Annotated in this window: 18 protein-coding genes and 1 tRNA gene; 14 read left to right on the top strand and 5 right to left on the bottom strand. The window is 62.5% G+C overall.

Features of this window, described 5'->3' with window-relative positions:
* Window positions 1-129: 129 nt before the first annotated feature.
* Window positions 130-582: a cupin domain-containing protein gene (locus tag NKH98_RS31925; protein ID WP_352904189.1), complete on the bottom strand. Its 453-nt coding sequence runs from the start codon at window positions 580-582 to the stop codon at window positions 130-132.
* A gap of 280 nt (window positions 583-862) precedes the next feature.
* Between NKH98_RS31925 and NKH98_RS31920 the strand changes: the two genes are divergently transcribed.
* Window positions 863-948, top strand: a tRNA-Leu gene (locus tag NKH98_RS31920).
* A 33-nt stretch (window positions 949-981) separates the two neighbouring features.
* Here NKH98_RS31920 and NKH98_RS31915 read toward each other — a convergent pair.
* Together NKH98_RS31915 and NKH98_RS31910 are read right to left on the bottom strand one after the other, a co-directional pair.
* On the bottom strand, window positions 982-1,371 hold the full coding sequence (locus tag NKH98_RS31915; RefSeq protein ID WP_352477405.1) for a hypothetical protein: 390 nt from the start codon (window positions 1,369-1,371) through the stop codon (window positions 982-984).
* A 55-nt stretch (window positions 1,372-1,426) separates the two neighbouring features.
* Window positions 1,427-2,005, bottom strand: a complete 579-nt coding sequence (locus NKH98_RS31910) for an NUDIX domain-containing protein (protein WP_352904188.1) — start codon at window positions 2,003-2,005, stop codon at window positions 1,427-1,429.
* A gap of 152 nt (window positions 2,006-2,157) precedes the next feature.
* On the opposite strand from NKH98_RS31910, the gene NKH98_RS31905 reads away from it, so the two are divergent.
* The 7 genes from NKH98_RS31905 to NKH98_RS31875 all read left to right on the top strand — a co-directional run bounded on the left by NKH98_RS31905 (window position 2,158) and on the right by NKH98_RS31875 (window position 8,636).
* A complete protein-coding gene (locus tag NKH98_RS31905; RefSeq protein ID WP_352904187.1) occupies window positions 2,158-3,261 on the top strand; it encodes an NADH:flavin oxidoreductase/NADH oxidase in 1,104 nt (367 codons plus the stop codon).
* A 271-nt stretch (window positions 3,262-3,532) separates the two neighbouring features.
* A complete protein-coding gene (locus NKH98_RS31900) occupies window positions 3,533-3,826 on the top strand; it encodes a DUF982 domain-containing protein (RefSeq protein WP_352467305.1) in 294 nt (97 codons plus the stop codon).
* A 28-nt stretch (window positions 3,827-3,854) separates the two neighbouring features.
* Window positions 3,855-4,094 (top strand): DUF2188 domain-containing protein, encoded by a 240-nt coding sequence (locus NKH98_RS31895; RefSeq protein WP_254817690.1) that lies wholly within the window; start codon window positions 3,855-3,857, stop codon window positions 4,092-4,094.
* Between the two features lie 165 nt (window positions 4,095-4,259).
* Complete coding sequence (locus tag NKH98_RS31890; protein ID WP_352477401.1) at window positions 4,260-5,345, top strand: ABC transporter ATP-binding protein; 1,086 nt, start codon at window positions 4,260-4,262, stop codon at window positions 5,343-5,345.
* Window positions 5,346-5,378: 33 nt separating this feature from the next.
* On the top strand, window positions 5,379-6,704 hold the full coding sequence (locus tag NKH98_RS31885) for an ABC transporter substrate-binding protein (RefSeq protein WP_254817688.1): 1,326 nt from the start codon (window positions 5,379-5,381) through the stop codon (window positions 6,702-6,704).
* Between the two features lie 86 nt (window positions 6,705-6,790).
* Window positions 6,791-7,741 (top strand): carbohydrate ABC transporter permease, encoded by a 951-nt coding sequence (locus tag NKH98_RS31880; RefSeq protein ID WP_254817687.1) that lies wholly within the window; start codon window positions 6,791-6,793, stop codon window positions 7,739-7,741.
* A gap of 1 nt (window position 7,742) precedes the next feature.
* Complete coding sequence (locus tag NKH98_RS31875) at window positions 7,743-8,636, top strand: carbohydrate ABC transporter permease (RefSeq protein WP_023717433.1); 894 nt, start codon at window positions 7,743-7,745, stop codon at window positions 8,634-8,636.
* Between the two features lie 89 nt (window positions 8,637-8,725).
* Here the strand turns inward: NKH98_RS31875 and NKH98_RS31870 are convergent, their stop codons facing one another.
* A complete protein-coding gene (locus NKH98_RS31870; protein ID WP_352904186.1) occupies window positions 8,726-9,712 on the bottom strand; it encodes an alpha/beta fold hydrolase in 987 nt (328 codons plus the stop codon).
* 149 nt (window positions 9,713-9,861) lie between these two features.
* Between NKH98_RS31870 and NKH98_RS31865 the strand changes: the two genes are divergently transcribed.
* From NKH98_RS31865 to NKH98_RS31845, 5 genes are all read left to right on the top strand, one after another.
* Complete coding sequence (locus NKH98_RS31865) at window positions 9,862-10,611, top strand: competence/damage-inducible protein A (protein ID WP_352477398.1); 750 nt, start codon at window positions 9,862-9,864, stop codon at window positions 10,609-10,611.
* Between the two features lie 74 nt (window positions 10,612-10,685).
* Window positions 10,686-11,519, top strand: a complete 834-nt coding sequence (locus tag NKH98_RS31860) for a universal stress protein (protein WP_352477397.1) — start codon at window positions 10,686-10,688, stop codon at window positions 11,517-11,519.
* 111 nt (window positions 11,520-11,630) lie between these two features.
* A complete protein-coding gene (gene gpt, locus NKH98_RS31855) occupies window positions 11,631-12,131 on the top strand; it encodes a xanthine phosphoribosyltransferase (RefSeq protein WP_023674762.1) in 501 nt (166 codons plus the stop codon).
* 221 nt (window positions 12,132-12,352) lie between these two features.
* Window positions 12,353-12,841: an NUDIX hydrolase gene (locus NKH98_RS31850; protein WP_352904185.1), complete on the top strand. Its 489-nt coding sequence runs from the start codon at window positions 12,353-12,355 to the stop codon at window positions 12,839-12,841.
* 645 nt (window positions 12,842-13,486) lie between these two features.
* Window positions 13,487-17,251, top strand: coding sequence for a vitamin B12-dependent ribonucleotide reductase (locus NKH98_RS31845; RefSeq protein WP_352904184.1), 3,765 nt, complete (start codon window positions 13,487-13,489; stop codon window positions 17,249-17,251).
* A gap of 127 nt (window positions 17,252-17,378) precedes the next feature.
* Here NKH98_RS31845 and NKH98_RS31840 read toward each other — a convergent pair whose 3' ends face one another.
* Entirely contained in the window at window positions 17,379-18,389 is a 1,011-nt protein-coding gene (locus tag NKH98_RS31840; protein WP_352904183.1) for an MBL fold metallo-hydrolase, read from the bottom strand.
* A gap of 355 nt (window positions 18,390-18,744) precedes the next feature.
* Here NKH98_RS31840 and NKH98_RS31835 point away from each other — a divergent pair, with 355 nt between their 5' ends.
* Window positions 18,745-18,945 carry a type II toxin-antitoxin system HicB family antitoxin gene (locus NKH98_RS31835; RefSeq protein ID WP_352808032.1) on the top strand — a complete coding sequence of 67 codons (201 nt, stop codon included), beginning with the start codon at window positions 18,745-18,747 and terminating at the stop codon, window positions 18,943-18,945.
* Window positions 18,946-19,067 lie beyond the last annotated feature (122 nt).

The raw sequence follows: 19,067 nt of genomic DNA, 5'->3' as shown, positions 1-19,067 counted from the left end.
ATTGGCGATATCTGCAATCTCTTCTCTCCAACAGAATGCAGAAACTACTTCACTGCCGCAGGCTATGGACTCACATGAAAGTCCGCCGCTCTAGCCTTCGGTCGGTTCAATCAATTCGATCCCGAACTGTCACTTCTTGCTCGGGTCGTCTGCCGGGTTGACGTAGGTGATCTTGAATGGCCCCTCGCCATGAACCTCTACGATCGTATCGCTTGTCGTCCAGGCGAAGTGATTCATTCCGGCCGGTGCGACGCCGAAGCCGCCAGCAGTCAGTTCGACGCCTCTCGCCTCGTCGAGCTTATCGCCCATTCCAAAATGGAAGTTGCCGGAAAGCACCGTCATGTATTCCGTGGTGGGATGATTATGTGCGGCAATTTTGTAGCCGGCGGGTGCCTTCAACCGCAGCACAAAGGCGCCGTCCTTTGAGGGATCTCCAGCGACAACAGCCATTTCCGCCCCAGCCGGAATGACAGCAGGAGCAGGACCCCATTTGATGTCTTTGGCGTTCATCGGCATCTCGTCAGCAGACAGAGGCGCCGTCCCAACAAGCAGCAGTGCCAGGGCAGAGGCAAGCTTGAGCATGACAATCTCCCAGTGTCTGTAGACGACTGCGTCGAGTATCGGCGCGCCGATCCACTTGCCGATTGGAGTCTATCAGGCCAGAGCGCCCGAACGCATCCTGCGAACGGGGGACACGCATTCGCGGTAGCCTCGGAAGCTGTCGCTAAAAAACATCTCCAGGTGAAACGATTTTGTTTGTATCTCCGTGGGTGATTGGCCCTCGCTAGCTTCCAGTGCCAGATTTCTCTACGGCAGAAGACGGCTTGACGGCCTTTGGCTGGCGGCTGAAAAGGGCTGGCCTGCGGACGTGGCGGAATTGGTAGACGCAAGGGACTTAAAATCCCTCGATCTCTGATCGTACGGGTTCGATTCCCGTCGTCCGCACCAGATTTGGACTTGAAAGGACAGATCGAGAGCGGGTCATTTCGCGGGACTGCAATTGCCGACCGCTCGCTTATTGAGCTTGCCAGACTTCAGGTCTGACAGTTGCGGAATGGATGCATCAAATCCAGCGTATTTTTCGTAGACGTTCCTGTCCAACGAGATTTGCCGTCCGGCGGCGGTAAAAGCGACCATCCCTGTACTACCGACATAAGCTTGCGCTGCTCGCATTCTGCAGAAGTATTTTTTCTCGCCGTTGGAAACGAACCAGCCCAGTGAGCCTGACGCACCTCGCGACAGCTTGCCGGTCTTGTATCCTTTGCCCTGCAGGTTGGAGTAGGATTCAGCGTGTGAGGGGGCAATCGATGCCAAGAGAAAGACAGCCGTCGAAATCGCGCCCAACCACTTCGGCAAGTTTTTGATAATCATGGATCTGTTCCCCTCAGCTGCATCTCAGCCCGTTGCGGCAAGGAATTAAAGCCGTTCACCTCCCGATCGGGTTCAGCTTCAAATGCTGGATTAAAATAATCGTCTTGGCGTCGATGATCCGACCATCGTGGATGCCGGCCAGAGCCTCGTCGAGCGGCATTTCGAGAACCTCAATGTCCTCGCCTTCGTCGTGGGCGCCGCCGCCGTCGGAAATGCGGTCGGCGGGCGAATAGCGGGCGACGAAGAACCAGAGCCGCTCGGTCACGCTGCCGGGGCTCATATAGGGCGAAAACAACCGTTGCACGTCCTTCAGGCAGTAGCCGAGTTCCTCCTCAGCCTCCTTGCGAATGCAGGTTTCGGGATCGTCTTGGTCGAGCAGGCCGGCGCAGGCCTCGATCAGCGGCTCCTTGTGGCCGGTGACGTAGGCGGGGTACCGGAACTGCCGTACCAGGAGCACGGTCGACCGCTCGGGATCGAAAGGCAGGATCACCGCACCGTCGCCGCGATCGTAGGTCTGGCGGGTGTGCGTTTCCCATTTGCCGTCGCGCCGGCGATAATCGAAGACGGTCTTTTTCAAAACCGCCCATTCGTCGGAAAGGACTTCCTCAGAGCGGATGCGAATGCGATCTTCCATGGTGGACTCCCTGCTGCCGCGGCAAGGCGTAGCCGCGAACGGCCGTTCGTGCAATCGGTCCACCAATTGGTCCAGGGGCCGTTTCACCGTCTCGTGTCTGGCGCTGGCACAGCCGGCTGCCTAAATAGCGGCAACCCTTTCCGGAGTTTTTTATGACCTCATCGCTTTTCCAGCCGATCACCCTCGACGGCCTCACCTTCCCCAACCGCATCGCGGTCGCGCCGATGTGCCAGTATTCGGCCGAGGACGGCTCGGCCAGCGATTGGCATCTCTATCACTGGATGAACCTGGCGATGTCGGGCGCCGGCATGGTCACCGTCGAGATGACCGATGTCGAACGGCGCGGCCGCATCTCGCATGGCTGTCTCGGCCTCTATTCCGAGGACAATGAGGCGGCGGCGCGACGCACGCTGGATGCAGCCAAGCGTGTCGCCGCACCGGGCACGAAATTCGGCACGCAGCTCGCGCATGCCGGACGCAAGGCCTCCAACCGGAAACCCTGGGAGGGCGGCGGCCCGCTGCACGCCGATCAGGACCCGTGGCCGATCGTATCGGCATCAGCCATCGCCTACGACACCGGCTGGCAGGTGCCGCGGGCGCTGGAGGACGACGAGATCCTGCAAATCATCGAACGCTTTGCCGACGCGGCGCGGCGGGCGGAGCGCGCCGGCTTCGACTTCATCGAGCTGCATGCCGCGCACGGCTACCTGATCTTCCAGTTCCTGTCGCCGCTTTCCAACCGGCGCACCGACCGCTGGGGCGGCTCGCTGGAAAACCGCATGCGTTTCGCCGTCGAGATCGCCAAGGCGGTAAAGAAGGCGGTGCCCGGGCTGATGCTGGGCGCGCGTCTGTCGATCAAGGAATGGGTCGATGGCGGCTTCGACGTCGAGGATGCGATCGAAGTGGCAAAAGCGCTGAAGGAAGCCGGCGTCGCCTATCTCTGCTGCTCGAGTGGCGGCAATTCGCCGTTGCAGAAGCTGCCCTCGGGGCCCGGCTACCAGGTGCATCTGGCCGAAGCGGTGCGCAAGGCCGTCGACATCCCGACGCGGGCCGTCGGCCTGATCGACGATCCGAAACAGGCCGAGGCGATCGTCGCCGACGGCCGCGCCGACATGGTGGCGCTGGCGCGCGCCTTTCTTGCCGATCCGCGCTGGGGCTGGCGCGCCGCGGCCACCTTCGGCGAGAAAATCCACCCGGCGCCGCAGCTTGCCCGCTCGGTGACGACGATGCAGCACTGGATGAAGGCGGCGAACTGACGGCGGGTTCGTCTCGCTGGACGGGCCAGCACAGCTTCGCATTGATCCTCTGCCGATATAGAGCGGCGGGGCCGCGGCTGGGCGCGGCGGGTTGGGGGAGCAGAGACATGTCGTTCACGGGGGATTTCCGTTGCTGGTACCAGGTCGATTTCGGCGGCCGCACCGGCTGGGCGAATGCGCGCTGGCTGCGCAATGACTGCGGCTATTGAGTTATTTTCGCCTGAGCTAAAATAGCAGTTGCAACCAAATTGGCCGCTCCGCGTTGGCGGCGATGATGGACAGCAAGCCATTTGAAAAGCCGGTCGTGGTCGAACTCGGCCATGTCGGCAAGTATCGCCACATCCGCAGCGCCCAGGAGGCGGCGGAGTGCCTGATGACGGTCTGGCCACTCAATCGCGGGCCCCGTCATCGTGATGCCCTCGACACTTGCCTAAAAGTGCTGGAAGGTTATCGTTCGACGGCGGATGCGCGCCGGGCACTGATCGAAGCCGCCAGGGAATCGGACGTGCTGGTCGCAGACGACAGGCTGCCAGACGACAGGCTGGCCGACGACAGGCTGCATTGAGGCAACGGGCTTTCAACCGGAGGGTTTCATGGCGAAACTGACCTACAAGATCGTCGAGCATGACGGAGGCTGGGCCTACAAGGTCGGCTCGACATTCTCCGAAACGTTCCCCACCCATCAGGATGCCTTGCGCGCCGCCGAGATCGCTTCGGCCGAACAGCAGGTCGCCGGCAACACCGACGGCATCCAGTATGAGGACGCCGACGGCAACTGGCACGACGAGCTCGCCGACGGCCGCGACCGGCCGCAGACCGAGGTTTCGGATTAGGGCGTGTCGATTATCCCAGTGATGCCGGCGTGCTTTACAGGTCGGTTTGGTAGCGCTACCGTCTCACATCGCGCGTGACCGGGGAGGAGCCTGGGCGACGTCGCGGGCTAGGCACGAAAGCGGTTTCCTTCGAAGTCGTTGCAGGAATCAATCGGGAGGAGATCGATGGCGTCTGTCGCAATCGGCGATGTCTACAAATCATTTGGGACCGTCGAGGTCCTGCACGGGGTCAGCGTCGATATAAACGACGGCGAGTTCGTCACGCTGGTCGGTCCTTCGGGTTGCGGAAAGTCGACCCTTCTCAGAATGATCGCCGGCCTGGAGAAGATCTCGCGCGGCCAGATCGCGATCGGCAAACGTGTCGTCAACAACGTTGCGCCAAAGGAGCGCGACGTCGCCATGGTCTTCCAGAACTATGCGCTCTACCCGCATATGACGGTTGCCGAGAACATGGCGTTCTCGCTGATGCTCAAGGGCGTTCCCAAGACGGAGAGTGATGCCGGCGTGCGGCGTGCGGCCGAGATTCTGGGACTGGTGCCGCTGCTCGACCGTTATCCCCGCCAGCTTTCCGGCGGCCAGCGCCAACGCGTGGCCATGGGCCGGGCGATCGTGCGCGACCCGCAGGTTTTCCTGTTCGACGAGCCGCTGTCCAATCTCGATGCCAAGCTCCGGGTGCAGATGCGCGCCGAGATCAAGGAACTGCACCAGCGCCTGAAGACGACGACGGTTTACGTCACCCACGACCAGATCGAGGCGATGACCATGGCCGACAAGATCGTCGTCATGCATGACGGCATCGTCGAGCAGATCGGGCCGCCACTCGAGCTCTATGATCGGCCGAACAACCTCTTTGTCGCCAGCTTCATCGGGTCGCCCGCCATGAACATGCTCAGGGGCGAGATCGTAAGCGACGGCTCGCCGTCGTTTCGCGGCGCCGGAGGGATTTCGGTCCCGTTGGCCTCAGCACTTTCCATCGGCAATGGTGAGCCGGTCGTGCTGGGGATACGGCCCGAGCATTTACGGCTGTCCGACCATCAGGGCATTCCGGTCACCGTCGCGGTGGTCGAGCCGACAGGGTCCGAAGTGCAGCTCATCGGCCGAACCGCCGGCGGCGAGGAGATCGTCGCCAATTTCCGGGAACGGCATTCCTTCACGCCGGGCGAAACCATCCGGCTTACGGCCGAGCCTGGCCTCATCCATCTCTTTCACGGCAAAACCGGACAGCGGTTCGAAACACCCATCGGGCAGTAGGACGGCAAGGACAATAAGCAGGAGGAAGCGAACATGAAATTCACCAGACGCGACGTGATCCGCACCACCGCCGGCGCGGCGGCGGGAGCCTTGGGAAGCCGGTTCATCGGCTCTCCCGCCTTTGCTCAAGAGGGGTTGAAATACAAGCCCGAGGACGGCGCCAAGCTCAGGCTGCTGCGCTGGTCGCCTTTCGTGCAGGGCGACGAGGATCAATGGCTGGCCAACACCAAGCGCTTCACCGAAGCGACCGGCGTCGAGGTCCGCGTCGACAAGGAAAGCTGGGAGGACATTCGCCCCAAGGCGGCGGTCGCCGCCAATGTCGGCTCCGGCCCGGACCTGATGTTCGTCTGGTTCGACGACCCGCACCAATATCCCGACAAGCTGCACGATGTGACGGAACTAGGCGAATATCTCGGGTCGAAATATGGCGGCTGGCACGATGGACCGCACCAATATGCGACACGGCAAGGCAAGTTCCTCGGTCTGCCGCTGGCGACCATCGGCAATGCCATCGTCTATCGCGAAAGCTGGGTGAAGGAAGCCGGCTTCTCAGAATTTCCAAAGGACACGGCAGGCCTGCTCGAGCTTTGCAAGGCATTGCAGGCGAAGGGGCACCCGGCCGGCTTCACGCACGGCCACGGCGTCGGCGACGGCAACAACTACGCCCACTGGCTGCTGTGGAGCCATGGCGGCCAGATGGTCGACGAGAACAGCAAGGTGACGATCAACAGCCCCGAGACGCTGAAGGCGATCGAATACGCGCAGCAACTCTACAAGACCTTCATTCCCGGTACCGAAAGCTGGCTCGACGTCAACAACAACCGCGCCTTCCTGGCCGGCGAATTGAGCGTCATCGCCAATGGCATTTCGGCCTACAACACCGCCAAGATCAACAAGGACAAGGATCCGAAGCTGGCTGAAATAGCCAAGGACATCCGCACCACTAACCTGCCGATCGGCCCGGTCGGAAAATCCGTCGAGCTGTTCCAGGTGACCACGGCCGTGATCTTCGATTACACGCCCTACCCCAACGCGGCCAAGGCCTACCTGCAGTTCATGTTCGAGGATCCGCAAATGTCGCAGTGGATCACGTCGTCGGCAGGCTATTGCTGCCAGACGCTCAAAGCCTTCGACAACAACCCGGTTTGGACGGCCGATCCGAACAATGCCGCTTACGCCAAGGCCTCGGCGACGCTGCGGCCCAACGGCTATGCCGGCCCGCTCGGTTATGCCTCGGCGGCGACCATGGCCGACTATGTGCTGGTCGACATGTTCGCCAAGGCGGTGACCGGCCAGGCGACGCCGCAAGAGGCGATGGAAGAGGCCGAAAAGCGCGCCAACCGCTACTATCGCGTTTGAGCCGGCTCGGCCGGGCAGCCATGCTGCCCGGCTTCGAATCGCGCATGGCCGCCCGGCCGTTTACGAAACCTTAGAGGAGCCGACCCATGGCCGTGACCTCCGCCGCCGTTCAGCCGCGGCCCTCGATCTTGTCTCGCATCCTGGCGACCTTGGCCGATAGCCGAAACGCGCTTGGCTTCGGCTTCATGCTGCCGGCGGCGGCACTGCTGCTGGTCTTCCTGACCTATCCGCTCGGGCTCGGCGTCTGGCTCGGCTTCACCGATGCTCGCATCGGCCGCCCCGGCATCTTCATTGGCATCGAGAATTACGAATATCTGTGGGACGACGCCGTCTTCTGGCTCTCCGTTTTCAACACCTTGCTTTATACGATCAGCGCCTCGATCCTGAAGTTCGTGCTCGGCCTCTGGCTGGCGCTTATCCTCAACCAGAACCTGCCGTTCAAATCGTTCTTCCGCGCGATCGTCCTGCTTCCCTGGGTGGTGCCGACGGTGCTGTCGGCGATCGCCTTTTGGTGGATCTACGATTCGCAGTTCTCGATCCTGTCCTGGGCGCTTATGGAAATGGGCCTGATCGACCATCGCATCAATTTCCTCGGCGATCCCGAGAATGCGCGGGCTTCGGTCATCGCCGCCAATGTCTGGCGCGGCATTCCTTTCGTCGCGATCACGCTGCTTGCCGGCCTGCAGACGATTCCGCAGTCGCTCTACGAGGCCGCCACGCTCGATGGCGCCAGCCGCTGGCAATTGTTCCGCTATGTGACGCTGCCGCTGCTGACGCCGATCATCGCCATCACCATGACGTTTTCGGTGCTGTTCACCTTCACCGATTTCCAGCTGATCTATGTGCTGACGCGCGGCGGGCCGGTGAATGCCACCCACCTGATGGCGACGCTGTCGTTCCAGCGCGGCATTTCCGGAGGCCAGCTTGGCGAAGGCGCCGCGATCGCAGTCGCCATGATCCCGTTCCTGCTGGCGGCGATCCTGTTCAGCTACTTTGGCCTGCAACGGCGCAAATGGCAGCAGGGCGGCGGAGATTGACATGACCGCGATCGAAACGAGCAAACGCCCGGAACTCGACGAAGGCGGCATGGGCTACCTGCAGAGCGTGCCGCGCCGCGTGGTGACCGTCTATCTGCCGTTGCTGATATTCGTCATCGTGCTGTTGTTTCCGTTCTACTGGATGACGATCACGGCGGTTAAGCCCAATCTCGAGATGACCGACTACGCCAATTTCAATCCGTTCTGGGTGGTGCATCCGACGCTCGAGCATATCCGCTACCTGCTCTTCGAGACGTCCTATCCGGGCTGGCTGCTCAACACGATCATCATCTCGACCGCCGCCACGTTCCTGTCGCTGCTGGCTGCGGTGTTCGCTGCCTATGCGATCGAACGCTTGAGGTTCTCCGGGGCGCGGCAGGTCGGCCTCGCGGTGTTCCTCGCCTATCTCGTGCCGCCTTCGATCCTGTTCATTCCGCTGTCGGTGATGGTGTTCAACCTTGGGCTTTACGACACGCCCTTCGCTCTCATCCTCACCTATCCGACCTTCCTGATCCCGTTCTGCACATGGCTGTTGATGGGTTATTTCCGCTCGATCCCGTTCGAGCTGGAGGAATGCGCGCTGATCGACGGGGCGAGCCGCTGGCAGATCCTCACCAAGATCGTGCTGCCGCTGTCGGTGCCGGGCCTGATTTCCGCCGGCATCTTCGCATTCACGCTGTCATGGAACGAGTTCATCTACGCCTTGACCTTCATTCAGTCGTCCGAAAACAAGACTGTGCCGGTCGGCGTGCTCACAGAGCTGGTGCGCTCGGACGTCTATGAATGGGGGGCGCTGATGGCGGGAGCGCTGATCGGCTCGCTGCCGGTGGTGGTGCTCTATTCGTTCTTTGTCGAGCACTATGTTTCCTCGATGACCGGAGCCGTGAAGGAATAGCCGATATCCTGATTAGGTTCGGAGGTATTCCCGGCGGCCGGGATGCGCGGGGCGGCACCCTGCCGGCCGAGACCGCGTCCGGGAGGGTGTCAGCCGCTGGTGTCGGACTTCGGCGCAAATGCGCGCTCGGCAATGCGTTCGATGAAAGCGACGACCCGTTCCGGCTCGACGAATTGCGGCATGTGGCCAAGCCCCTCGACCGGTTCGAAATCGAGCCCGCTGATCTTTTCCATCACCGGCCAGCCGTGGATATCGATGCCCAGCACGCGGTCGGAAGCACCGAACAGAATGCCGGCCGGCATGGTGATCTCACCATAGCGTTTCTCGATGCGGCCAAGGTCATGCGCGATGGCCACGACATCGGTCGATGTCGCGTAGAAATGGCTTGGCCTGAGCCCGCACCAGCCGCCGCCCTCGACCATATAGTCGGCCGGCGCCGTCTGTGGCGCGAAGATGAAGGCCAGCGTGCGTTCTGCATATTTGAGAGCCGCCGGGATCGCCACCGTATGAGCCATGATCCGGCGCCGCAGCGGCGAGTTGATGTATAGCGGGCCGAACTTCTCGCGCGCGTCCGGCTCCCTATGGGTCAGCGGCGCCAGCAAGGCGATGCCGGAAATCGCCTCGGGATGCTCGACAGCCAGCGTCAGTGCGATGGCGCCGCCCAGCGAATGGCCGACGACCAGAGGCTTCTCCAGCCCAAGCGCCTCGATAAAGCGCCGCACGATCTCGGCCTGCTCGGGCAGCCGCCCGCTGGCGCCCCTGGCCCGCACCGAATAACCGGAACCCGGACGGTCGAGCGCAATCAGCCGATAGTTCGGGCCGAAAATTCCGAACAGCGTGTGGCGGAAATGATGAAGCTGCGCGCCGAGGCCGTGCAGGAAGACGATCGGCCGCCCCTCGCCCGTCTCGACATAATGAATGCGGTTGCCGTCGATCTCGATGAATTTGCCGCAGGCCGGCACCAGCCTTTCGGCTTTCGCCGCGATCCGTCGTGTCGCCAGCAGAGGATAGGCTGCCACGACGAGCGCCAGCAGAACCAGCGCGCCGGGCAGCCATAGAAGAATCGGTACCGGCATGTCTTGCGCAAGGCGCCAAACCGGCACGCAGCATCACCCGCCGAAGGGTCCACTGCAAGGGAGGTGGCACAGGTGGATCCGTCGTTTGGCGGCATTGCCGCCGGCCGTCCGCCGCGCTATCTCAGGCGACCCGTTTGCCGGAGCCTGCCATGACCGAAATCGTCACCGCCGCCATGCTCGTCATCGGCGACGAGATTCTGTCCGGCCGCACCAAGGACAAGAACATCGGCCACCTCGCCGATATCATGACGGCGATCGGCATCGATCTGAAGGAAGTGCGCATCGTTGCGGACGAGGAAGACGAGATCGTTGCTGCGGTGAATGCGCTGCGCACCCGCTACACCTATGTCTTCACGACCGGCGGCATCGGCCCGACGCATGACGACATCACCGCCGATTCGGTTGCCAAGGCCTTTGGTGTGCCATGCGAATACGACGCCAGGGCCTACGCCCTGCTGGAGGCAAGCTATGCCGCCCGCGGCATCGAATACACCGAAGCGCGCAAGCGCATGGCGCGGATGCCGCGCGGGGCAGACCACATCGACAACCCAGTGTCGGTTGCGCCGGGCTTTCGCATCGGCAACGTCCATGTCATGGCCGGCGTGCCGGCGATTTTCCAGGCGATGCTCGACAATGTCGTGCCGACGTTGCGGGCCGGCACCAAAATGCTGTCGGCCACCGTGGAATGTCCGTTCGGCGAAGGCCTGATCGGCGGGCCGCTGGGCGACATCCAGAAGGCGCATCCGGACACGATCATCGGCTCCTATCCGAAATATGGCGACGGCAAATTTTGGACGGAACTGGTGGTGCGCGCTCGCAGCCAGCAGGCGCTGGACTCCGCACGCGCCGACGTAGAGGCTATGGTGGCGGGTTTGATCAAGGCAAACAAGGCGGGCTGATCGGCGTGACGGAACCAAGCATCGCGCAGTGACGTTTGTCACGATGGGATCGCCGTAAGGAGTGAGGGACTGCCATGCGATTCAAGACCATCGTCGCCATACTACAGAACGAACAGGACGCCGAGCGCGTGCTCGACTGCGCGATCCCGCTGGCCAGCCGGTTCCAGAGCCATCTGATCGGCATTCATGCCGAGGCGCTGCCCGTGCCCTACACCTCGGCCACCGGCTTTCCGGACACCGAGTTCCTGCAGGTTTCGGCCGACATGAACCGGGAGCGCGCCGAGAAGTTGCAGGCCGCCTTTCACAATCGCGTCGAGAATTCCGGCCTGTCGTTCGAATGGCGCAGCCTCGAGAGTTTTTCCGGCGACAGCGCGCTGACCGGCATCTCGACCGTTCGCACCGCGGACCTGATCATCGCCGCGCAGCGCGAATCGGGCAGCGACCCGAGCGCCGACGTCGACACGCTGGTCTACGATGCCGGCCGGCCGGTGCTGGTGGTGCCGCATTCGGGTCCGCTGGTGACCAGCTTCAAGCATGTGCTGCTCGCCTGGAACGGCAGCAAGGAAGCCGCGCGTGCGGCCTTCGATGCCCTGCCCTTCATCATCGAGGCTGAGAAGACGGACATCGTCGTCATCGACCCGCCGGATACGCTCGACGAGGCGCCGGAAACGGCCGGCGCAGAGATCGCCGCCTCGCTGTCCAGGCACGGCGCGACCGTCAGCGTCTCGGTGCTGAGGTCCGGCGGCGCCTCGGTCGACGACATCATCCAGACCAGGGTCGCCGAAACGGGTGCGGACCTGCTCGTGCTCGGCGCCTACAGCCATTCCTGGCTGCGCCAGCTGCTGTTCGGCGGGGTCACGCGGACGGTGCTGCGCACCGCACCGGTGGCGGCTTTCCTGTCGCGGTAGCTTCACAGGGATAGCTTTCCACTCCCCTTGCCAAAGCCAAGCCTTTCCAGTTAATTCCGCGCGCATTCCATAGTGTCTGCGCGCGATGCGCGCTTTGCGGAGTGCGCGAAGATGTCCCTGCCCGAAAAAGCCTTCCCGGTCTCCTGGGACCAGTTCCACCGCGATGCGCGCGCGCTCGCCTGGCGGCTTGCCGGCGCCAACAAGGGGCAATGGAAGGCGATCGTCTGCATCACGCGCGGCGGCCTGGTTCCGGCCGCCATTATTTCGCGCGAGCTTGGCATCCGCATCATCGAGACGGTCTGCGTCGCCTCCTACCACGACTACACCAGCCAGGGGCAGTTGCAGGTGCTGAAGGAGGTCACGCCGGCGCTGCTCGCCGATGACGGGGCCGGCGTGCTGATCATCGACGACCTCACCGACACCGGCAAGACGGCCGGCATCGTGCGCGCGATGATGCCCAAGGCGCATTTCGCCACCGTCTATGCCAAGCCAAAAGGCAGGCCGATGGTCGACACTTTCGTTACCGAGGTCAGCCAGGACACCTGGATCTATTTCCCCTGGGACATGGGCTTCACCTACCAGAAGCCGATCGCCGACGACCACGCCGGCTGATTCGACGCACCGCCGCTCATTGCACCCAGCCCGCCCAAGGCATCATCCGCAGCCGAGAAATGCCGGCGTGATGCTCGCGCGGCCGCGCCATTTGGACGGGACCGGCGCAAATCGGCAGAATTTCGCTGGTCCATGAAACATTTTTTACTTTTATTGCTTATAATTAGCCGTAAGATTCATGAGACGGCAAATGATTCTGGGAGCTGGGGCAAGCTTCTCCGATGTTGACGAGGCCAACGACGCACAACCATCTGGCCGAAAGGGTCCAGCGACTCTTCGGCGCGGTGCCGTCCCGCCTGCAGGTTGCAGCGTTGCCTTGGCGCGATAGCGGGGACGGCGTCGAAATCATGCTGATCACCAGCCGCGATACCGGCCGTTGGGTGCTTCCCAAGGGCTGGCCGGAAGCGAAGGAGCCGCTTTGCGAAGCGGCGGCGCGCGAAGCCGGCGAGGAGGCCGGGCTGCGCGGCACGATCTCGCATCAAGAGGCCGGCCGCTATTTCTACGCCAAGGTGCTGGATACTGGCGAGGAAGTGCCGTGCGAGGTTCTGGTGTTCCCGCTGCAGGTCGACAAGGTCGCCGACCGGTGGAAGGAAAAGCGGGCACGCACCCGCAAGTGGGTCAGCGCCGCCGAGGCTGTGGGCATGGTGCATGAACCGGACCTTCGCCAGATCATCGCCCATTTCTGCGCCGATCCACGCCGGTTCTCCTGAGCCCGGGCGGCGCATAGCCGCGGTCAGGTGCCGCGAACGCCATCGCCGAAGCACCTCCGCGCAGCGCCGAACCTTCCTCGCTGCGCTCCGCTTCTATCCCCGTTATCCACATATGTGACACACAAGATGTTGGGGTCATAAAAGCTACGCAAACGAATCCTTGACGGCGCAAAACGAGTCGCCTTTTATAGGCCATGCGCTCCTGTTGAGAGTGCGACCGGAAAAGTTTCGAGGCCGGTCTTTTTCCCGGAATATGTGCGTTTTGATCCGCATTCCCGCCTGTTTACGAGGCCGGCGGAGGCGTGGGATTTTGAAGCCTTGGGGGCGAAAGGGGAGGATTGTCGGACTTGAATAAATTGTCTGTTAATACTATATTTAGTGTTTGCAGGTAGGTTCGACGCTAGATAATGTGAATTTCCCTCGACCGAGGGCGTTACAAAAAGTTTTCAGTTTTGAGGGACCCACAGGGTCCGTGAGCATGTTGGACAGCGGCCTCGCAAGAGGTCCGACCGGCAGGGCGGCGGAGACTGTGACGATGAGAGCCGGCGGTTTCGAACGCCGGCAGACGGCGGGCATGCGCGTTTCGTCAAGAGGGCAGAAATCCTCTGGGAAAAGCGCTATATGTAGACAAAAGGGACCGGACCAATGCGCATCGAGCGTCGTTTCACCAAGCCAGGACAATCAGCTTACGCGGAGATCGAATTCCGCAAGGCGCTTTCCGAGATCAAGAATCCGGATGGGTCGGTGGTGTTCCGCTTGGACAACATCGACGTGCCGGCGCAGTTCTCCCAGGTTGCCGCCGATATCCTGGCGCAGAAATATTTCCGCAAAGCCGGCGTGCCCGCACGGCTGAAGAAGGTCGAAGAGACGCAGGTCCCCTCCTTCCTGTGGCGCTCCGTCGCCGACGAGGCTGAACTGGCCAAGCTGCCGGAAGCCGAGCGCTACGGTTCCGAGACCGACGCCCGCCAGGTCTTCGACCGGCTTGCCGGCACCTGGACCTATTGGGGCTGGAAGGGCGGCTACTTCAAGTCGGAGGAAGACGCGCGCGCCTTTCGCGACGAGCTCGCCTATATGCTGGCCACCCAGCGCGTCGCGCCGAATTCGCCGCAATGGTTCAACACCGGCCTGCACTGGGCCTATGGCATCGACGGTCCGAGCCAGGGCCATTTCTATGTCGACCCGTTCACCGGCAAGCTGACCAAGTCGAAGTCTTCCTACGAGCATCCGCAGCCGCATGCCTGCTTCATTCAGGGCGTGCAGGACGACCTCGTCAACGAGGGCGGCATCATGGATTTGTGGGTGCGTGAGGCGCGCCTGTTCAAATATGGCTCCGGCACCGGCTCGAACTTCTCGTTCCTGCGCGGCGAAGGCGAAAAGCTGTCGGGCGGCGGCCGCTCGTCGGGGCTGATGAGCTTCCTCAAGATCGGCGACCGCGCGGCGGGTGCCATCAAGTCGGGCGGCACGACGCGCCGCGCCGCGAAAATGGTCATCGTCGACGCCGACCACCCCGATATCGAGGAATTCATCGACTGGAAGGTCAATGAGGAGCAGAAGGTCGCCTCGCTGGTCACCGGCTCGAAGATCGTCAAGAAGCACCTCGAAGCGATCATGAGGGCCTGCATCAACTGCGAAGGCAATGGCGACGATTGCTTCGACCCGGCGGTCAACACCGCGCTGAAGCGCGAGATCAAGGCGGCCAAGAAGGACGCGGTGCCGGAGAACTACATCTACCGCGTCATCCAGTTCGCCAAGCAGGGCTACACCTCGATGTCGTTCAAGACCTACGACACCGACTGGGATTCGGACGCCTATCTCACCGTTTCGGGCCAGAATTCCAACAATTCGGTGTCGCTGAAGGACGATTTCCTGCGCGCCGTCGAGCAGGACGGCGACTGGCATCTCACCGCCCGCAAGGACGGCAAGGTGCTGAAGACGCTGAAGGCGCGCGATCTCTGGGAAAAGATCGGCTATGCCGCCTGGGCGTCGGCCGATCCCGGCCTGCATTTCAACACGACGATGAACGACTGGCACACCTGCGCCTCGGCCGGTGCGATCCGGGCGTCCAACCCGTGCTCGGAATACATGTTCCTCGACGACACCGCCTGCAATCTGGCGTCGATCAACCTACTGCCTTATCGCAACGCCGACGGCACCATCGACATCGCTGCCTACGAGCACACGGTGCGGCTGTGGACCATGGTGCTGGAAATCTCCGTCATGATGGCGCAGTTCCCGTCGAAGGAGATCGCCAAGCTTTCCTACGAGTACCGCACGCTCGGCCTTGGCTACGCCAACATCGGCGGCCTGCTGATGACCTCGGGCATTCCTTATGATTCCGACGAGGGCCGCGCCATTTGCGCCGCCCTCACCGCGATCATGACCGGCACCGCCTATGCCACTTCGGCTGAAATGGCCGCCGAGCTCGGCGCCTTCCCCGACTACGACCGCAATGCGCAGAACATGCTGCGTGTCATGCGCAACCACCGCCGCGCGGCCTATGGCGAAAGGGACGGCTACGAGAAGCTTGCCGTCAACCCGGTGCCGCTGGTCGCCTCGGATCTCAGGCAGCAGGAGCTTGCCGACCATGCCAAGGCCGCCTGGGACCGCGCCATCGAGCTTGGCGAGGAGCATGGCTACCGCAACGCGCAAGCAACGGTGATCGCACCGACCGGCACGATCGGCCTGGTGATGGATTGCGACACCACCGGTATCGAGCCCGACTTCGCGCTGGTGAAATTCAAGAAGCTCGCCGGCGGCGGCTATTTCAAGATCATCAACCGCGCCGTGCCCGAAGCGCTGCGAACCCTCGGCTATTCCGAGGCCCAGATCGCCGAGATCGAGGCCTATGCCGTCGGCCACGGCAATCTCAACCAGGCGCCGGGCATCAATCCCGGCTCGCTCAAGGCAAAAGGCTTTACCGACGAAAAGATCGCCGCACTCAATGCGGCATTGAAGTCGGCCTTCGATATCAAGTTCGTCTTCAATCAGTGGACGCTGGGCGCCGACTGGGTGAAGGAGACGTTCGGCTTCACCGACGAGCAGCTCAATGATTTCTCGTTCGAGATGCTGCCGGCGCTGGGTTTCTCGAAGAAGGACATCGAGGCCGCCAACATCCATGTCTGCGGAGCGATGACGCTGGAAGGCGCGCCGTTCCTGAAGGCCGAACACCTGCCTGTGTTCGACTGCGCCAGCCCGTGCGGCAAGATCGGCAAGCGTTCGCTGTCGATCAACAGCCACATCATGATGATGGCGGCGGCACAGCCCTTCATTTCCGGCGCCATTTCCAAGACCATCAACATGCCGAACGATGCGACGGTGGAAGACGCCAAGGGCGCCTACATGCTGTCGTGGAAGCTGGCGCTGAAGGCCAACGCGCTCTATCGCGACGGCTCGAAGCTGTCGCAGCCGCTCAACGCCTCGTTGCTTGCCGACGTCGAAGACGACGAGGACGAAGCGCTCGAGCAGCTGATCGCGGCACCGGCCGCGCAGCGCGCCGTGCAGGTGACCGAGAAGATCGTCGAGCGCGTCGTCGAGCGTCTCTACCGCGACCGCGAGAAACTGCCGAACCGCCGCAAGGGCTATACCCAGAAGGCGGTCGTCGGCGGCCACAAGGTCTATCTCAGGACCGGCGAATTCGATGACGGCCGCCTCGGCGAGATCTTCATCGACATGCACAAGGAAGGTGCCGCCTTCCGGGCGATGATGAACAACTTCGCCATCGCCATTTCGCTCGGCCTGCAATATGGCGTGCCGCTCGAGGAATTTGTCGAGGCCTTCACCTTCACCAAGTTCGAGCCGGCCGGCATGGTGCAGGGCAACGACGCCATCAAGAACGCCACGTCGATCCTCGACTATGTGTTCCGCGAACTCGCCGTCTCCTATCTCGGCCGCCACGACCTCGCCCATGTCGACCAGTCGGACTTCGACAAGACCGCACTCGGGCGCGGCATCAACGAAGGCAAGGCGACGCCCTTCTCCAAGGGCCTGACCCGCGGCGCCTCGCCGGTCAAGCTGGTGTCGGGCATGGGTGCCGAGCCCAAGGGCTTTGCCGGCGCGGGCTCCGGAACTCCGGCCCGTACCGCCCCGACCGCCTTCTCCGGCTCCAACGTGCTGACGCTGAAGCCCGCCAGTGACGAGGCCATTGCCTACAAGCGCGACTACGAGGAGCGCGCCAGGGAACTGGTCGAGGACATCGTCTACGCGGAAGCCTCCGACCCGACGGAGCTGTTCACCGACGAGGCCGCGAAAGAAGCAGCCGAAGCCAAAGCGCTCGCCGCCAACCGGCGCCAGCAATCATTGATGCAGGGCTACACCGGCAACGAATGCTCGGAATGCCATAACTTCACGATGGTGCGGAACGGGACTTGCGAGAAGTGCGACACTTGCGGGGCTACCAGCGGGTGTAGCTGAGATAGCTGATAGGCAAGTTCATCGCTTGGAGGTGGGTTGACGGCAACCCACCTCTAACGGCCAAAGCTCGCGACGTTGCTCGTGCGGTCGTTCAAACGCTGTGCTCGGCCCTAACCCAATACGCGGGTCAGTAGTCCCAGACAGCCGGCACGCAACGAAAGACATCGCCGTCCACCGCCACATGGCAGATAGACGGGAACGGCAGGTGAGTGGCCACCAGCGGCTCGCGGGTCGCCGCCAGCTCCCGCAAAAGATTGATCCGGACGCGGGCCGCCTCCTCGGGGTCGTGTTCGAAGCCGTTGTGCCAGTCGGGTTGGTCGAACCCGACCTGGAACACGGCGTCGCCGGCGAAGGTCAGCCGATCGCCGCCGGACGCTAGGCGGACCACGCTGTGCCCGGGGGTGTGGCCGCCGGTGAGCGTGACGACCACCCCCGGCGCCACCTCATGCTCCGTCTCAAACGGCCGCAACTGGCTGTGGTAGTCGTTCACGAACCGCTTGGCCGCCCGCCGCAGCGCATCCGGGAACCCCGTTGGCATGGAGACGCGGGAGAAATCGGGCGACTCCCAGAACTTGAGCTCGGCGGCCGCCACGTGAATCCGCAGATCCGGACGCAGCCGGTCCTTCACCCCGTCGATGAGGAGCCCGCCAATGTGGTCCATGTGCATATGGGTCAGCACCACGTCGGTGACGGATGCGAGATCGATGCCGGCGGCCTCCAGTCGCGAGACCAACCGCCCGGCCCTCGGCAAGTGCAAGTCCGGGTCCATCCCCAGCCCGGCGTCCACGAGTATGGTCCGGTCGCCGCTGCGTACGACGACCACGTTCAGCGGCCACTCGAGCACGTCCGGCGGCAGGAACATGTCGTCCAGCCAGGCCGCCCGGAGGGCCGGGTCGACGTTGTATGCCATAACCGGCGCTGGTATCGGCAGCACTCCATCGCTGACCACCAGCACGTCGATGTCGCCGACCTGCAGCGCGTAGCGCGACGGAACCAATTCGGGCTCCGGTCTACCGTTGCTGTGCTTGGCGTTCAGGCTGTCGGCGCAGTGCTGGATCGAGGGGTGTGAAGTGTTGTCCAAGCTCATGTTTGTTTCCTGCTGACCAGTCGTGCGGGTTTTTGTTTCTGCCTGCGACATGATGCGCTCCTGTTTTGCGTGATCGAGACGTGTGGGTCACAAGCCACGTCGGGGACCCTATGGGGAAGCGTGTCGGCTATCGAGCTACACCTGAGGATGGGTCAGCCTGTGCTCTCAGTGGACCGCAGCGAGGATTTGGTGGTGAAGAGGCTGGCATGAGGGAGTAGACGCTCTCGCCCACCGAACCGCGCCCCGTGCTCAGCGTTGGCTCGAAGCCGTCCTCAATATCCGTGACGATGTGCTCATTAGAGCAGGAAAGATCTCAGGAGGAGCTGCTGTTCAACTACGTCGGTGTAGATGATCGGCCGCTGGCCATAATGACATTTCCAACCGAAGAGGTCGCGCAATGCGTTACGTGGCAGTCATCGAAAAGCCGGAAACAATTTTTCCGCTTAGCTGCCGGACCTACCCGGCTGCATTGCGATCGGTGCTCGAGGTGGAAAAACCGAAATTCGCGACGCAATACGCTTTCACATCGAAGGCTTCGCGCGCCGATGGACTGGATGTGCCCAAAGGTATCAGTCTGGCGGAATATGCGGAATATATTGAGGCGTAAAAGCTGCGCCTCCCCTTCTCCCCTTGTGGGCCTGTTGCGCAGTAACCGGGGATGTTTGGATGGGGCGGGATCGCAGGGATTTCGCTCGTCTTTGTGAGCTCCGCCCCCTTGTTTGGGGTTTC

The sequence above is a fragment of the Mesorhizobium sp. M0833 genome (assembly GCF_040319905.1).
Taxonomy (GTDB): domain Bacteria; phylum Pseudomonadota; class Alphaproteobacteria; order Rhizobiales; family Rhizobiaceae; genus Mesorhizobium.
The sequence above is the reverse complement of the archived record's forward strand: the minus strand, read 5'-3'. Positions and strand labels throughout refer to the sequence as shown.

Excerpts from the sequence above, each read along its gene's own strand:
- NKH98_RS31840 (WP_352904183.1), bottom strand. The coding sequence starts at position 18,389 with ATGTCGCAGGCAGAAACAAAAACCCGCACGACTGGTCAGCAGGAAACA.
- NKH98_RS31890 (WP_352477401.1), top strand. The coding sequence starts at position 4,260 with ATGGCGTCTGTCGCAATCGGCGATGTCTACAAATCATTTGGGACCGTC.
- NKH98_RS31870 (WP_352904186.1), bottom strand. The coding sequence starts at position 9,712 with ATGCCGGTACCGATTCTTCTATGGCTGCCCGGCGCGCTGGTTCTGCTG.
- NKH98_RS31915 (WP_352477405.1), bottom strand. The coding sequence starts at position 1,371 with ATGATTATCAAAAACTTGCCGAAGTGGTTGGGCGCGATTTCGACGGCT.
- NKH98_RS31905 (WP_352904187.1), top strand. The coding sequence starts at position 2,158 with ATGACCTCATCGCTTTTCCAGCCGATCACCCTCGACGGCCTCACCTTC.
- NKH98_RS31865 (WP_352477398.1), top strand. The coding sequence starts at position 9,862 with ATGACCGAAATCGTCACCGCCGCCATGCTCGTCATCGGCGACGAGATT.
- NKH98_RS31880 (WP_254817687.1), top strand. The coding sequence starts at position 6,791 with ATGGCCGTGACCTCCGCCGCCGTTCAGCCGCGGCCCTCGATCTTGTCT.
- NKH98_RS31845 (WP_352904184.1), top strand. The coding sequence starts at position 13,487 with ATGCGCATCGAGCGTCGTTTCACCAAGCCAGGACAATCAGCTTACGCG.
- NKH98_RS31925 (WP_352904189.1), bottom strand. The coding sequence starts at position 582 with ATGCTCAAGCTTGCCTCTGCCCTGGCACTGCTGCTTGTTGGGACGGCG.
- NKH98_RS31850 (WP_352904185.1), top strand. The coding sequence starts at position 12,353 with ATGTTGACGAGGCCAACGACGCACAACCATCTGGCCGAAAGGGTCCAG.
- NKH98_RS31895 (WP_254817690.1), top strand. The coding sequence starts at position 3,855 with ATGGCGAAACTGACCTACAAGATCGTCGAGCATGACGGAGGCTGGGCC.
- NKH98_RS31900 (WP_352467305.1), top strand. The coding sequence starts at position 3,533 with ATGATGGACAGCAAGCCATTTGAAAAGCCGGTCGTGGTCGAACTCGGC.
- NKH98_RS31860 (WP_352477397.1), top strand. The coding sequence starts at position 10,686 with ATGCGATTCAAGACCATCGTCGCCATACTACAGAACGAACAGGACGCC.
- NKH98_RS31910 (WP_352904188.1), bottom strand. The coding sequence starts at position 2,005 with ATGGAAGATCGCATTCGCATCCGCTCTGAGGAAGTCCTTTCCGACGAA.
- NKH98_RS31885 (WP_254817688.1), top strand. The coding sequence starts at position 5,379 with ATGAAATTCACCAGACGCGACGTGATCCGCACCACCGCCGGCGCGGCG.
- NKH98_RS31875 (WP_023717433.1), top strand. The coding sequence starts at position 7,743 with ATGACCGCGATCGAAACGAGCAAACGCCCGGAACTCGACGAAGGCGGC.
- gpt (WP_023674762.1), top strand. The coding sequence starts at position 11,631 with ATGTCCCTGCCCGAAAAAGCCTTCCCGGTCTCCTGGGACCAGTTCCAC.